Raw genomic sequence first — 13,055 nt, 5'->3', positions numbered from 1 at the left:
AACAATGGGATTATTTGAACGTTATCTTTCTGTGTGGGTAGCCTTAGCTATTACTGTTGGTATTGTAGCTGGTTATATAATGCCAAGTGCATTTAGCTTAATTGCTGGTTTTGAATATGCCCATGTAAATATTGTAATCGCAGTACTTATTTGGTTGATGATTTACCCAATGATGGTGCAAATTGATTTTTCATCAATTAAAGATGTAGGTAAAAAACCAAAAGGGTTAGTGCTTACTATCGTTATCAATTGGCTTATAAAGCCCTTTACTATGGCGCTACTAGGCTGGTTATTTTTCAAAGGTATTTTTGCCGATTTTGTTGACCCACAAACAGCTACAGAATATATAGCTGGTATGATTTTGTTGGGTGTTGCGCCTTGTACCGCTATGGTGTTTGTGTGGAGTCAATTGACAAAAGGCGATGCTAATTACACCTTAGTGCAGGTATCAATAAATGACATAATTATGATTTTTGCCTTCGCACCTATTGCAGGGCTATTACTTGGTGTGACTGATATTAATGTACCTTGGGATACACTGTTATTATCGGTGGTATTGTATGTACTTATCCCACTGATAGCCGGTGCTGTTACCCGTAAAAAGCTTGATAAAGAAGATGACCATACGTGTTTAAATAACTTTTTAAAGGTAATGAAACCTTATTCTATTATTGGCTTACTCGCGACAGTAGCGCTATTGTTTGGTTTCCAATCGCATACATTAATAGAAAAACCAGAGGCAATAGTTCTTATTGCAATCCCGCTTTTAATTCAAACTTACGGTATTTTTGCGATTGCTTATATTGCAGCTAAAAAAATGGGGCTTGCACATAACATAGCGGCGCCTGCATGCATGATTGCCACTTCAAACTTTTTTGAGCTAGCTGTTGCGGTTGCTATTTCATTATTTGGTTTAGATTCTGGGGCTGCACTTGCCACTGTGGTGGGGGTGTTGGTAGAAGTCCCCGTAATGCTAAGCTTGGTATACTTTGCAAATAAAACACGCCATTGGTTTAATTAAGGCGGTATGCAGCATAATCTCTGCTGGCATACTTTTTTAAAATGATCTGTCGATGGCTTTCATCTATTTACAGAATAAAGGGCATAGCTGTTTATTTTTGTAAGCTCTCGTTTATCTGAGTGTTTTTTGTTTAGTGCTATTAATAAACGTTTAAACTTAGTTTGCAGCCTTGTGCTTCTATAGATATTGAACAACACTTTAGTTATTAATATAACGAGTGGCAGGCTATGCAAAAGAGTAAACTCTGGCTTTTAAAGTACTTCAAAGGTATCTCTTTTGTTTTGTTTTTGATGATACTTATTAGTTTTAATTTCATTTTAAATGATACATTACATCAAAAAGCACATGTTTCTGGGCAGCAGTTTGTTAAACGCATTTATGAATTAAATTTATCTCCCTCTATAAATAATGAAGTGTTGGTCGCATTAGCTAAAAATGAAGGCTTTAAGTTAGAGGTGCAAAATTCTTCAGATCACTTTAGGAACTTAGTAAATTTAGAACGAGAAGTTTTTACTTTTAAAACGTTAAGTTTGAGCCTTTATCACTATCCAGTGTGGGTAACACAAAGCTACTTATTTATATTTTTAAATCTGATTATACTAGGCGCTGCTAATTGGTCTTATCGCTGGTGGAGCCTGTTAAAAGTAAACCGTAAAGTAATGCTTAAAAATACAGTTATACAGCCGACTAAAATTATTCAACAAAGGCATAAAAATACTCAACTAATCGAACAGGCAAAAAAATGTGATTTAAGTTCTTTGTATGGAGTTAATACTGCATCACATAACTTATTTTTACTTATTGAGTGTAATTGTAGCTTTGATAAAAAAACGGATATAGAAGCCAATTTTAAAGTCTTAATTACTAAAAAATTAGCCGAACTTAAAGATGTGTCGGTAAAAATACTAAACTCTAATTACTTAGCGGTTACCTTACCAAACATTTCTATTAGCGAGTTGAATAGCTACGTTGAAAAGCTTCATAAAAATGTGTTTTTAATATGTCAAAATCATCAAAAAAATATTACTCATAAAAATATTAAAATAGGTGCGTGTGATTATCAATTAGGCGCTGATCAAGTGGCGGTTTATAAGTTAGCAAAATCAGCACTCGCGCTATCACAAAGCAGCCTATTGCAGCATTGCCACCGTCTAACGTTAAATCACTGCCAAGAAAAACACCTCTCTAGCAAGCAGGTTATAGAAAACATTAAAAAGAATAAGTTTATATTATTCTTTCAGCCTGTATTTGAACTCTCTAGTGGAGATATCCTGCAGCATGAAGCTCTTATTCGGGTGAGGCATAGCCAACTTGGTTTACTGGCCGCTCGTTATTTTATTAAACAGGTTTATAGTGATCAAGACGCTTTAATATTAGATAAAGCTGTAATAACACAAGTCAAAAAGCTAATGCTCAGTGAGTCTTCGGCTTTAACAGTTAGTGTAAATTTACACCCTAAAAATTGGTTTAATACTGTATTTTGGGAGTGGTTAGCCAGTCAAATGGCAGAGCTTAAGTTAAATACTAAATTACAATTTGAAATAAGTGAGGCAGAATTTTTTACTCATAGAGAGTCGATAACTAATGCACTTAATGTTATTAAAAAAGGGCATTCACATATTGTGATTGATAATGTAAAAAGCAGTGAGAAAGTAGCCATGCTAGTTGATTATAACCAAGTATGTGGGCTTAAGTTATCATACGAACTGGTTCATTTATTAAATGAAAAAATTCAAAATCAAAATAAAATAAAAAAGATAGTCGAAGCCGCTAGTCTTTTAAATCTACCCGTATACGCGGTGGGCGTAGAGACTCAAAAAGAGCTACTTACGCTTACCAAATTGGGAGTGGTAGGAGCTCAAGGTTTTTACTTTTCAGAGCCGCTTCAAGAGTTTACGCAAGCGGTATTTAATTAAGGTCTAGATTAACCCTCTATATTTAAGCCCATTTAATCCTTGAAGCCCGCCGGTATGAACAGCAATAATTTTACTCCCAGATGGGAAATAATCTTGCTCAATAAGCTGCCACAATGCATACATCATTTTTCCGCTATAAATAGGCTCAAGTGGCAGATTATAAGTGCGGCCCATATCTTGGCAAAACTGCCATAACTCAGGTGAAAACTTACCATAACCCCCATCATGAAACTCTGTGAGTAATTGCCAGTTAGTTTGGTTATTAGCTTTAGCGCTCAGCTTTTTTATTTCTTCATTTAAATATTCAGCTTGTTTTAATACCGCTATACCAATAACTTGTGTTGTTGAAGCACTGCCTTCTATTAGTCCAGCAAGCGTGCCACCACTACCTGTAGGACAAACTAAGTAGCTATGTTCGGGTAAGCTTTGTACTAACTCTTGACACCCTAATAAAGCATGTTCATTTGTACCACCTTCAGGGATGATATAAGCGTTTGGAAAACGCTCTTGCAGAGCATTAAGGTATTCGGTGTCGTGACGTTTTCGATATTCTATACGATTAACAACATGTAGGTTCATACCACAATGTTTTGCAAACTGAATTGTTGGATTGTTGTTATCAAGTTCTGGTCCGCGGATAATCGCGTGAGTTTTTATATTAAATTCTTTTCCCGCAGCTGCGCAGGCGTGAATATGGTTTGAAAATGCACCACCAAAAGTCAGAAGTTCTGTCTTATTTATCTTTTGCATGTACGCTAAATTATATTTTAATTTACGCCATTTATTGCCACTTATTAACGGATGAAGCAAATCATCACGTTTTATACCTAAATAAATATTTCTCTTTTTTAGAAACGAGCTATCTATTTGTTGTATTTGGTTATTTTCATCTATTTTGAATGTTTCATGCATTTTGTTGGTTTTCAATTTGGCAAAGTAGTTAAAATGTACGACACTTATTTCATACATAATTAACATTAGTAGCTATATGAAAGAAAAGCTGTTTTCGTGGTTAAATCGTAGTTTAGATCCAAATACAGCTATTGGTGTTGCAACTTACGCAGATACTGTTAACGCAGTATGTTTAAAAAAACAAAGCGACCAATGGATGGTTCACAGTTCTCACAGTGTTAATGTGTCTGAGCAAACTGATTATACCGCTGCAATTGTTGCTTGTACAAATGAGGTTTCTACTGATATTTGTGCCGTTAATTTAGTTATACCGCACTATTTTTATCAAATAGTGCAAATGGATAAACCAAATCTCAGCGATGAAGAAATAATTCAGTCACTCCCTTGGACTACAAAAGATTTAGTTGATATAGCCCCTGAAAATATTGTGGCTGATTTTATTGATTACCCAATAACACTCACAATGCAAAGCAGCAAAATGAATGTATTTATTACTAATAAGCTGCAGCTGCTTCCGTTTATAGACAGCTTTGGACAGACCAAGCCCGTTTTACGTGCAATGACCTCTGAGGAGATGGTGTTAGTCACCTTGTTTGGTACGCATAAAGAGGCACACATGCTGATTGTGCAGCATGCTAGTCATGAGCCTCGAATCTTAATTATTCGTGATGGGCAATTAGTTTTAGCTAGGCGATTAAACGGTTTTTTAGGTATTGCTGATAAAGATCAAAACCAAGAGTTAGTAGATGCGTTAGGGTTAGAAATTCAGCGTTCGATGGACTTTTTTGAAAGCCAGCTCAAGCAACCACCAATTCGCAGCATTCAGTTACAGTGCGACGATTTATCGTCATTAACTCTTAGAGCTGGCCTTGCAGAGTTTTTACAAGTAAAGGTTGTAGATTTTGAGCCTAACTTAGAACTAGCGCAGCAATTAGAGCCAAATTTTTATTATGCACTCGGTGCAGCCTATCAATTAACAGATCCTGAGTCTGTGCTATGAAAACCCGGATTAACTTTTATCATAAAACCCTTCGAGTGCGGCGAGACCCAGTCCCTTTATCGGGAATGATTACGTTGTGGTTAGGTGCGCTATTAATCATTGCAATCACGTGGGCTTTTTATAGTTATAAAACATATTCTAATAAGCTTGATTTAGAACAAAATAAGGAATACCTCAAGCAAGGAAAAGCTCAGTTAGAAGTTGTAAAACAGCAGTTGGCAGAGAAGCAAAATAAAGCACTATTTATTAATGAGCTAAAAACACTTCAGCAAGAGGTTTTGCATAAGCAGCAAATATTTACCTATTTAGAGCTAAGCACAGATCAATCTACAACCGATTACGCTCAGGTAATGCAAGATTTGGCAAAGTATCACGAACCTAACATTTGGTTGACCCACATTAAGTTTGCAGGGAAAAGTGTGACGCTTCAAGGACAAGTATCGCAGTCAAAATTTTTACCTATTTGGTTTAGTAATTTAAAACAATCGTCATTTTTTATTGATAAAGAGTTTTCAGTTTTAGAGCTTTCGACGCAAGACGGTGTGAGTAAATTTAATGTAGCGACAGACCTTAGTGATGAGGGCGATAGACCATGAGCCAAGAAGCAATTAGCCCGAACAATAAAAGCAAAGGTTCGCCATTGTGGGTCAAATATAAAACGCAGTTTGCATCGCTACAAAAACGAGAAAAGTATTCCACCTTATTTGTTGGTCTGTTTATAGTGATTTACCTCGGTCTCTGGTTTGTTATTTTTCCACAGCAAGATGAAGTTGCCAATATACGTTCAAAGCACAATATAACGCTGCAAGAGTTGCAGCAGATAAACACGCAACTTTCCATGTTAAATCAAGCACTAAACTACGACTACACTAAGGTTTTACGCGGGCAAATTGCACAAACTAGAGACGAATTAGCCGAAATAAATAATCAACTTAATAGTTTTAGCCAAGGCTTTGTTGCTGCTAAAAATGTACCTGCCGTTTTAAAAGATTTGCTCGTAGATAGTAGCGATGTGAAAGTAAGTAGCTTTAATGTCAAACCAGCACGGGCTATCGATGTAGAAAAGCTCGGTGAGCATGATACGCAAACATTATTTTTTGAGCATCAAATGGTGGTTACTTTACAAGGCAGTTATTTCGACTTACAAAAATATTTAGCTGCATTAAAAAACAATCAAAATAAGTTATTAATACAAGAGTTTAGTTATCAGGTACTAGAGTACCCTCAAGCTGAACTCGTCCTACATATAGCTACAGTGAGCGCTAATGAAAAATTTATCGCGTTATAGTATTTGTACTTTGGCTTTTTACATTATTGCGCCGAGTGCGCTTGCGCAACTTCGCGATCCGACTCAGCCAAATATGTTCGTGAGTAACAATAGTCCCACTAAGCAAAGTACAGAACTTAAATTGCAATCTATTATTAAAAACAGTACAGCATTTAAGGCTATTATTTCCGGCCATATTTATCGAGTGGGTGATGTTGTAGACGATTTTCGGGTGCTAAGCATTAACTCAAAACACGTTGTGCTAGCAAATGATGATAAACAAATAAAATTAGAATTATATGACTATGAAATTAAAAAATAATTTATCTCACCCGTGGCTTGTTCTCTTTTTGTTGCCTACGTTTTTAACGGCTTGCCATAGCTTTAAACCAGGTAAAGAGATTAAAACGCATATAGAGCAAGAGTTAGTAGAAAAACCAACAAAGCCTAAAGCCATTGCGCCTCTACAAATGCCAAGCGAACTTACACAAAGCTTATTGTCATCTATAAATAATGAGCAAACGATAAGTGATGATTTATCTATCAAGCGTTTTGATGTTGCTGCAAATGATGTTGAAATAGGCGCTTTTTTTGCAGGCTTAACAGACGATACTCCTTTTAGTGTTGCTGTACACCCAGAAGTAAATGGCACAATTAGTTTAAACCTAAAAAGCGTTACGTTTAACGAAGTCATTGCTGTTATTAAGCGTATGTACCCTTTAGATATTGTAAATGAAGGGCGAATTGTACAAGTATTACCAGCCAAAATGCGCACAGAAACGATACCTGTAAACTACTTGATGATGCAACGTCATGGTCAATCTACAGTGAGTGTTGTTGCTGGTGGGGTTAGTCAGTTTGCACAAAGTGGCAATGGATCGAGTAGTTCAAATTCAGGCAGTGGTAACCAACAAAATAGTAGCTCTGGTGGTGACAACCAAAGCTTGGATTTAAATGGCTCTCGTATCCAAACAATTAATAAAAATGATTTTTGGCAAGAATTAGAAGTAGCCCTTAAGTCTTTAATTGGCGCAAGCGATGGGCGCTATGTTGTTGCAAGCCCACAAGCTAGTTTGGTTACAGTAAATGCATTGCCCAGTGAAATTAGTCAGCTAAAAGAGTTTTTACGTCAAAGCCAAGAAAACCTGCAACGCCAAGTTATTCTAGAAGCAAAAATAATAGAAGTAACTTTAAAAGATGAGTACCAACAAGGAGTTAACTGGGAGCGTATAGCCAGTGGTTTAGAAGGTGGGATTTCGTTTGCTACAACAGCGGGTTCTACAATTAGTAATAGTATTTCGGCTGCAATTGGCGGAGCGTCATCGCTAACCATTCAAAAAGGTGACTTTAACGGGGTTATTAATTTGCTAGAAACCCAAGGCGATGTGCAAATGTTATCTAACCCTCGGGTTACGGCTACAAACAATCAAAAAGCAGTTATAAAAGTAGGGCAGGACGAATATTTTGTTACTAACGTATCAAGTACGACGGTAACAGGTACTGCTACAACTACCTCGCCTGAGATAGATTTAACGCCGTTCTTTTCTGGTATTGCGCTTGATGTAACGCCGCAGATTGATAAGTATGGCTCAGTCATTTTGCATGTTCACCCTTCAGTAACTGAGACAGAGGAGCAACTAAAGGTAATTACTTTAGACGATCAACGTTTTGAGTTACCTCTAGCGCAAAGCAACATTCGAGAGTCAGATACCGTTATTCGCGCTCAAAGTGGCGAAATAGTGGTTATTGGTGGCTTGATGCAAACGTCAACTCAGGATGAAGAATCTAAAACACCGGTGCTGGGTGATATCCCGCTATTTGGCAATTTATTCAAAAGTATTCGTAAACGCCAAGAGAAAAAAGAACTGATTATCTTAATCAAGCCAACCGTTGTTATGCCCGATACTTGGAAAAAACAACAAGGTGAAAGCCGTCAGCTTTTAAAAACATGGTATGAAAACTAACTATGTATTTAAGCTTTTTTAATTTAAGTGAAATGCCTTTCACGTTAACCCCTAACACACAATTTTTTTGTGCGCTTGAGCCGCACCACGAAGCGATGCAAGTGCTAACAACAGCCATTGAAATGGGTGAAGGGTTTATTAAAGTCACCGGTGAAGTTGGGACAGGTAAAACGTTGCTTTGTAGAAAGTTATTAAACCAACTTGAGCCAGATTACATTGTGGCTTATTTACCTAACTCTTATTTAAGTCCTGAAGAGCTTAGATGGGCGATTGCAATTGAACTGGGTATGGATGTAGATAAAGCATTGGACCAACAAGCACTAGGGCAGCTTATAAATCATCACTTACTCGACTTACAAGAAGATAATGAGCGCGTAGTGCTTTTGATTGATGAGGCGCAATGCTTGAGTTGGGAGACTCTAGAGGCGTTGAGATTATTTACAAACTTAGAAACAGAAAGCGAAAAGTTGATTCAAGTTGTGTTATTTGGGCAACCTGAACTTGATGAAAAACTGGCAAACAATAAAGTAAGGCAGTTACGCCAACGTATTAGTTTTTCGTATAAGTTACGGGCGATGACTGGCGCTGAGGTTGTTTATTATATTAATCATCGCTTACAAGTTGCAGGATTTAATAGGCCTCCTTTATTTAATAATAGTATGGGGCTTAAGATTGCCAGAGCAAGCCGTGGAATTCCTAGATTAGTTAATATTTTATGCCACAAAGCACTATTACAAGCGTACGGTGAAGGATTAAATACAATAACAAATCGCCATATTCAGCTTGCCATAAAAGATACCGAAGACTGCGCAAAATACCGAACAGGCCAATATTGGAGTTACAGCGCGTTAATGTTTAGTGTTTTAGCTGTTGCTGCCATATGGGTTTGGAGGCAGTGGTTATGAGCGTTATAAATAATATGCTTAAAAATATTGAGCAACGTGAAGCTAAGCAGGTAAGTATTCAAGAAGGTGTAAGCGTAAAGCCAATATATGATGTAAGAAACATTGTATTTAAAGCCGTAATTTTACTTATTATGCTAAGTGTCATTTTTTTAGCATACCTGTATTTACCTATCGCCGACAAAAAAGAGACCCAACGTGAGGCTGTGTTACCAAAGCAAAAAATGGTCGCGGTTATAACCTCTAATTTATCTGACTCCCAATATGAAAAAAGCCCTGCAGAACCTTTGGTTGAGCAAGAAGCTGTGAAGGCAGTTATGCCAATTGAGCAAATAAAGCCAAAAGTGAATGATTTAGCTGAACCCAAGTTGAGTGAAGCTACATTATTGGTTTCTCAGCCAGTAGTTGAGCCGGTTGTAATTGCCGAGGTTAAACAAAGCTCTGCACTAGCTAATAATAAAGAGTTAGCCGCTAGCGAAGTTACTGTGAGTAAGCCAAAAATTACGCCAATTACTAAAGCTAAGCCTCAAAATACTATGATTAAAAGCGTGGCAGAAGCTAAGTCGCCACAGGCTTTATTGGTTGAGCAATTAGCGGCAGCTAAGCAGGCAATACAGTTTGGCTTATACAACGAAGCTATAAGTGATTTAAACGTGATTTTAGCGCAATCGCCTTTACATGTTGAGGCTCGAAACTTACTGGCTGCAACTTACTTTAAACAACAAGACATAAATTCTGCACAGCAGGTTTTGCAAGCGGGTATTCGCCAAAATCCTCACGTACTTGAATGGCGTGTAATGCTAAGCAAAATACTTATTATGCAACAACAGTATGAAGGGGTATTGCTGCTTTTAAGTGATGAATTTGAGCCTCAAGCGAATCTTGATTTTTGGGTGCTGCAAGGGACTGCCGCGCAAAGTGCAAGTAAGCACCATAAAGCACTTGAAAGCTTTAAACATCTTACAAAGCTTCAGCCTAGTCAAGCCAAGTGGTGGCTTGCACTTGCAACCTCAAAAGATGCACTGGGAGAATATCTGGATGCTAAACAACTTTACAAAGTAGCTCTAGATTTAGGTGGATTAAATACTGCTATGACTCAGCATGCATTACAGCGTTTAGTTGCGCTAAAGGAGGCCGTATGAGACCTAGTTTAAAAATGCGCTTAGGCGATTTACTTGTTCATGAACACATGATCACCGAAGCGCAACTAAGTGAAGCATTAAATGTTCAAGCAGCGACAGGTCGTAAATTAGGTTCGACACTTATTACCCTTGAGTTTATTAGTGAGCCACAACTATTACGCTTTTTAGCGCAGCAATTACAGGTACCTTTTTTAGATATATCACAGCGAAAAATATCACATGATGTATCTAAGCTTTTATCTGAAGTATATGCGCGTCGTTACAGAGCATTAGTAATTGAAGATAATGGTGACTCTGTTTTGCTCGGGATGAGCGATCCTGCTGATTTAAGGAGCCTTGATCAACTTGCGACTATGCTTGCTCCTAAACGAATAGATTTAGCTGTTGTTCAAGAAAGCCAAATTATGGCTGCGTTTGACAACGTATATCGCCGTACAGATGAAATTACCAACTTTGCAGCACAACTTCATGAAGAATATCAAGACGTAGAAGAGTTTGATTTAAATTCTTTAGGTGATGAGACATCAGATGCAACCGTTGTAAAGTTACTGCAATCAATATTTGAGGATGCTGTACAAGTTCGTGCATCCGATATTCACATTGAGCCAGATGAAGGTTTGCTTCGCATTCGTCAACGTGTAGATGGCATATTACAAGAGCACACTCTTAACCAAGTAAAAATAGCATCGGCATTAGTGCTACGTTTAAAGCTTATGTCGGGATTAGATATATCTGAAAAACGCCTCCCTCAAGATGGCCGGTTTAATATAAAAGTGCGCAGCCATAGTATTGATGTGCGTTTATCTACCATGCCGGTTCAGCATGGTGAATCAGTTGTAATGCGCCTGCTTGACCAATCCGCAGGATTACTATCATTAGATGAAACGGGTATGCCTGTACACATATTAAAACGTGTGCGCAGCATTATAAAACGTCCACATGGGATGGTTTTAGTTACCGGGCCAACAGGTTCGGGTAAAACAACCACACTATACGGTGCACTAAGTGAGCTGAATCAACAAGAAAGTAAAATTATTACAGTAGAGGATCCTGTTGAGTATCGTATCGGTCGTATTAACCAGGTACAAATAAATAATAAAATAGGGCTGAGCTTTGCCAGTATTTTACGGACCGCTTTAAGGCAAGATCCTGACATTATAATGGTTGGCGAAATGCGGGACCAAGAAACCGTAGATATTGGGTTAAGGGCCGCTTTAACAGGTCATCTTGTGTTATCAACGCTACATACTAATGATGCAATCACTAGTGCTATGCGGCTAATTGATATGGGGGCACCGGCTTACTTAGTGGCAAGTTCACTGCGCGCTATTATTGCCCAACGATTAGTAAGGCGAGTATGTAATGACTGTAGAGTACCGTACTTGCCAGATCATCAAGAAATAAGCTGGCTAAAATATTTAGGCGAAGATGTTACTGAAGCTCAATTTTCTAAGGGGCAAGGTTGCACTGCATGTAACCATAGTGGTTATAAAGGGCGTGTAGGTATTTTTGAGTTGCTCGAAATGGATGATGCAATGATGGATGCATTACGAGTTAACGACACACAAGGTTTTGCAAAAGCCGCTAAAAATAGCGCGAATTTTTCGCCGCTCTCAACAATGGCATTAAACTACGCCAAGCAAGGAATTACCTCTTTAGATGAAGTATTTAAAGTGGCTGAATATATCCCAGAAATAGTAGGGGATATTGATGCAACTATATAGCTACAAAGCGAAAGACAGCAAAGGTATGTTGGTTAAAGGCCAATTAGAAGCGAGTAACCAAGCTGGCGTAGCTGATAGTTTAATGAAGCGTCAATTTATACCAATATCAATCTCTTTAGTTGAAACGAAAAATAACATCAAAATTTTTGATAATTTATTTGTCGAAAAAATAACGCTAGACGACATGATTATGTTTTCTAGGCAAATGTATTCGCTATTAAAAGCAGGTATACCAATTATACGAGCAATGGTTGGGTTGGCAGATACAACACAAAATAAAAAATTTAAAAATGTACTAATAGAAGTTACCAAGCAGCTTGAGCAAGGCCGCGACTTATCCAGTGCAATGGCGATACATAACGAGGTATTTAGCCGTTTAACAGTATCAATGGTAATGGTTGGTGAAGGCTCTGGACGATTAGAAGATGCGTTTTATCAACTCGCTATTTATTTTGAGAAAGAACAAGAAACCCGAAAGCGTATAAAAGCAGCTATGCGCTACCCTACTTTTGTTATTTTGGCTCTAGTAGCGGCTATGATTATTTTGAATATTTTTGTTATTCCTACCTTTGCCAGTATGTTCGAAAAATTTGATGCTGAATTGCCATTAATGACTCAAATATTAATTGGCACTAGCAGCTTTTTTGTTAACTACTGGTGGTTATTATTGGTGATGGGTATTGGTTCTGTTTTTGCTTGGAGGCGTTATTTAAATACAGAGCCTGGACGCTTTAAGTGGGATCAATATAAATTAAAAATTCCATTTATTGGGGATATTTTAAAACGGACATTGCTTGCGCGCTACAGTCAAAGTTTAGCTATGGTATTGCGCTCCGGTGTGCCTATGACCACTGGTTTATCACTAACAGCGCATGCCGTAGATAACAGCTATATGGAAAAAGCGATTATTACTATGCGCCAAGATATAGAAAAGGGCGATAGTTTGCTTAGGGCATCAAAAAGTTCTCAGCTGTTTTCTCAGCTTGTATTACAGATGGTGGCGGTAGGTGAAGAAACGGGCCGGGTTGATGAGCTACTTCAAGAAGCTGCTGATTATTATGAGCGTGAAGTTGATTATGACTTACGAAGTTTAACCGCAAAAATAGAACCTATTTTAACTGTGTTTGTTGCCATTATGGTGCTGATTTTAGCATTGGGTATTTTTATGCCTATGTGGAACATGATGTCGGCAATCAAAGGGAATTAA

At 37.7% G+C, this 13,055-nt stretch carries 12 protein-coding genes; 11 read left to right on the top strand and 1 reads right to left on the bottom strand.

Annotated features, from left to right (window positions below; genetic code table 11):
- Positions 1 to 4 precede the first annotated feature (4 nt).
- Together arsB and QMA08_RS13275 are read left to right on the top strand one after the other, a co-directional pair.
- Complete coding sequence (arsB, locus tag QMA08_RS13280) at positions 5 to 1,021, top strand: ACR3 family arsenite efflux transporter (RefSeq protein ID WP_290174705.1); 1,017 nt, start codon at positions 5 to 7, stop codon at positions 1,019 to 1,021.
- A 227-nt stretch (positions 1,022 to 1,248) separates the two neighbouring features.
- Positions 1,249 to 2,937 (top strand): EAL domain-containing protein, encoded by a 1,689-nt coding sequence (locus QMA08_RS13275; protein WP_290174704.1) that lies wholly within the window; start codon positions 1,249 to 1,251, stop codon positions 2,935 to 2,937.
- A gap of 3 nt (positions 2,938 to 2,940) precedes the next feature.
- Here QMA08_RS13275 and QMA08_RS13270 read toward each other — a convergent pair whose 3' ends face one another.
- Positions 2,941 to 3,849, bottom strand: coding sequence for a pyridoxal-phosphate dependent enzyme (locus tag QMA08_RS13270; protein ID WP_290174703.1), 909 nt, complete (start codon positions 3,847 to 3,849; stop codon positions 2,941 to 2,943).
- 76 nt (positions 3,850 to 3,925) lie between these two features.
- On the opposite strand from QMA08_RS13270, the gene QMA08_RS13265 reads away from it, so the two are divergent.
- Genes QMA08_RS13265 through QMA08_RS13225 form a run of 9 tightly spaced genes read left to right on the top strand, consistent with a single transcriptional unit; the run spans position 3,926 to position 13,055 of the window.
- Positions 3,926 to 4,849, top strand: a complete 924-nt coding sequence (locus tag QMA08_RS13265; RefSeq protein ID WP_039485798.1) for a hypothetical protein — start codon at positions 3,926 to 3,928, stop codon at positions 4,847 to 4,849.
- Positions 4,846 to 5,445: a PilN domain-containing protein gene (locus tag QMA08_RS13260; RefSeq protein WP_231619674.1), complete on the top strand. Its 600-nt coding sequence runs from the start codon at positions 4,846 to 4,848 to the stop codon at positions 5,443 to 5,445. The genes QMA08_RS13265 and QMA08_RS13260 overlap by 4 nt, the downstream gene beginning before the upstream one ends.
- Complete coding sequence (locus QMA08_RS13255; RefSeq protein ID WP_290174702.1) at positions 5,442 to 6,137, top strand: agglutinin biogenesis protein MshJ; 696 nt, start codon at positions 5,442 to 5,444, stop codon at positions 6,135 to 6,137. The genes QMA08_RS13260 and QMA08_RS13255 overlap by 4 nt, the downstream gene beginning before the upstream one ends.
- Positions 6,115 to 6,438 (top strand): agglutinin biogenesis protein MshK, encoded by a 324-nt coding sequence (locus QMA08_RS13250; protein ID WP_290174700.1) that lies wholly within the window; start codon positions 6,115 to 6,117, stop codon positions 6,436 to 6,438. The genes QMA08_RS13255 and QMA08_RS13250 overlap by 23 nt, the downstream gene beginning before the upstream one ends.
- Positions 6,422 to 8,080, top strand: a complete 1,659-nt coding sequence (mshL, locus tag QMA08_RS13245; protein ID WP_039486073.1) for a pilus (MSHA type) biogenesis protein MshL — start codon at positions 6,422 to 6,424, stop codon at positions 8,078 to 8,080. The genes QMA08_RS13250 and mshL overlap by 17 nt, the downstream gene beginning before the upstream one ends.
- A gap of 2 nt (positions 8,081 to 8,082) precedes the next feature.
- Positions 8,083 to 8,985: an AAA family ATPase gene (locus tag QMA08_RS13240; RefSeq protein WP_290174699.1), complete on the top strand. Its 903-nt coding sequence runs from the start codon at positions 8,083 to 8,085 to the stop codon at positions 8,983 to 8,985.
- Positions 8,982 to 10,124: a tetratricopeptide repeat protein gene (locus QMA08_RS13235; protein WP_290174698.1), complete on the top strand. Its 1,143-nt coding sequence runs from the start codon at positions 8,982 to 8,984 to the stop codon at positions 10,122 to 10,124. Before QMA08_RS13240 ends, QMA08_RS13235 begins: the two co-directional genes overlap by 4 nt.
- Positions 10,121 to 11,848 (top strand): type II/IV secretion system protein, encoded by a 1,728-nt coding sequence (locus QMA08_RS13230; protein WP_290174696.1) that lies wholly within the window; start codon positions 10,121 to 10,123, stop codon positions 11,846 to 11,848. The genes QMA08_RS13235 and QMA08_RS13230 overlap by 4 nt, the downstream gene beginning before the upstream one ends.
- Complete coding sequence (locus QMA08_RS13225) at positions 11,835 to 13,055, top strand: type II secretion system F family protein (protein WP_182754083.1); 1,221 nt, start codon at positions 11,835 to 11,837, stop codon at positions 13,053 to 13,055. Before QMA08_RS13230 ends, QMA08_RS13225 begins: the two co-directional genes overlap by 14 nt.

It is taken from the genome of Pseudoalteromonas sp. APC 3355, from assembly GCF_030407615.1.
GTDB classification, from domain to species: Bacteria; Pseudomonadota; Gammaproteobacteria; order Enterobacterales; family Alteromonadaceae; genus Pseudoalteromonas; species Pseudoalteromonas distincta.
This window is presented reverse-complemented; position numbering and strand designations above follow the sequence as displayed.

Coding starts and splice junctions, on each gene's coding strand:
- QMA08_RS13225 (WP_182754083.1), top strand. CDS start 11,835: ATGCAACTATATAGCTACAAAGCGAAAGACAGCAAAGGTATGTTGGTT.
- QMA08_RS13230 (WP_290174696.1), top strand. CDS start 10,121: ATGAGACCTAGTTTAAAAATGCGCTTAGGCGATTTACTTGTTCATGAA.
- QMA08_RS13250 (WP_290174700.1), top strand. CDS start 6,115: ATGAAAAATTTATCGCGTTATAGTATTTGTACTTTGGCTTTTTACATT.
- mshL (WP_039486073.1), top strand. CDS start 6,422: ATGAAATTAAAAAATAATTTATCTCACCCGTGGCTTGTTCTCTTTTTG.
- QMA08_RS13265 (WP_039485798.1), top strand. CDS start 3,926: ATGAAAGAAAAGCTGTTTTCGTGGTTAAATCGTAGTTTAGATCCAAAT.
- QMA08_RS13260 (WP_231619674.1), top strand. CDS start 4,846: ATGAAAACCCGGATTAACTTTTATCATAAAACCCTTCGAGTGCGGCGA.
- QMA08_RS13270 (WP_290174703.1), bottom strand. CDS start 3,849: ATGCATGAAACATTCAAAATAGATGAAAATAACCAAATACAACAAATA.
- QMA08_RS13275 (WP_290174704.1), top strand. CDS start 1,249: ATGCAAAAGAGTAAACTCTGGCTTTTAAAGTACTTCAAAGGTATCTCT.
- QMA08_RS13240 (WP_290174699.1), top strand. CDS start 8,083: ATGTATTTAAGCTTTTTTAATTTAAGTGAAATGCCTTTCACGTTAACC.
- QMA08_RS13255 (WP_290174702.1), top strand. CDS start 5,442: ATGAGCCAAGAAGCAATTAGCCCGAACAATAAAAGCAAAGGTTCGCCA.
- arsB (WP_290174705.1), top strand. CDS start 5: ATGGGATTATTTGAACGTTATCTTTCTGTGTGGGTAGCCTTAGCTATT.
- QMA08_RS13235 (WP_290174698.1), top strand. CDS start 8,982: ATGAGCGTTATAAATAATATGCTTAAAAATATTGAGCAACGTGAAGCT.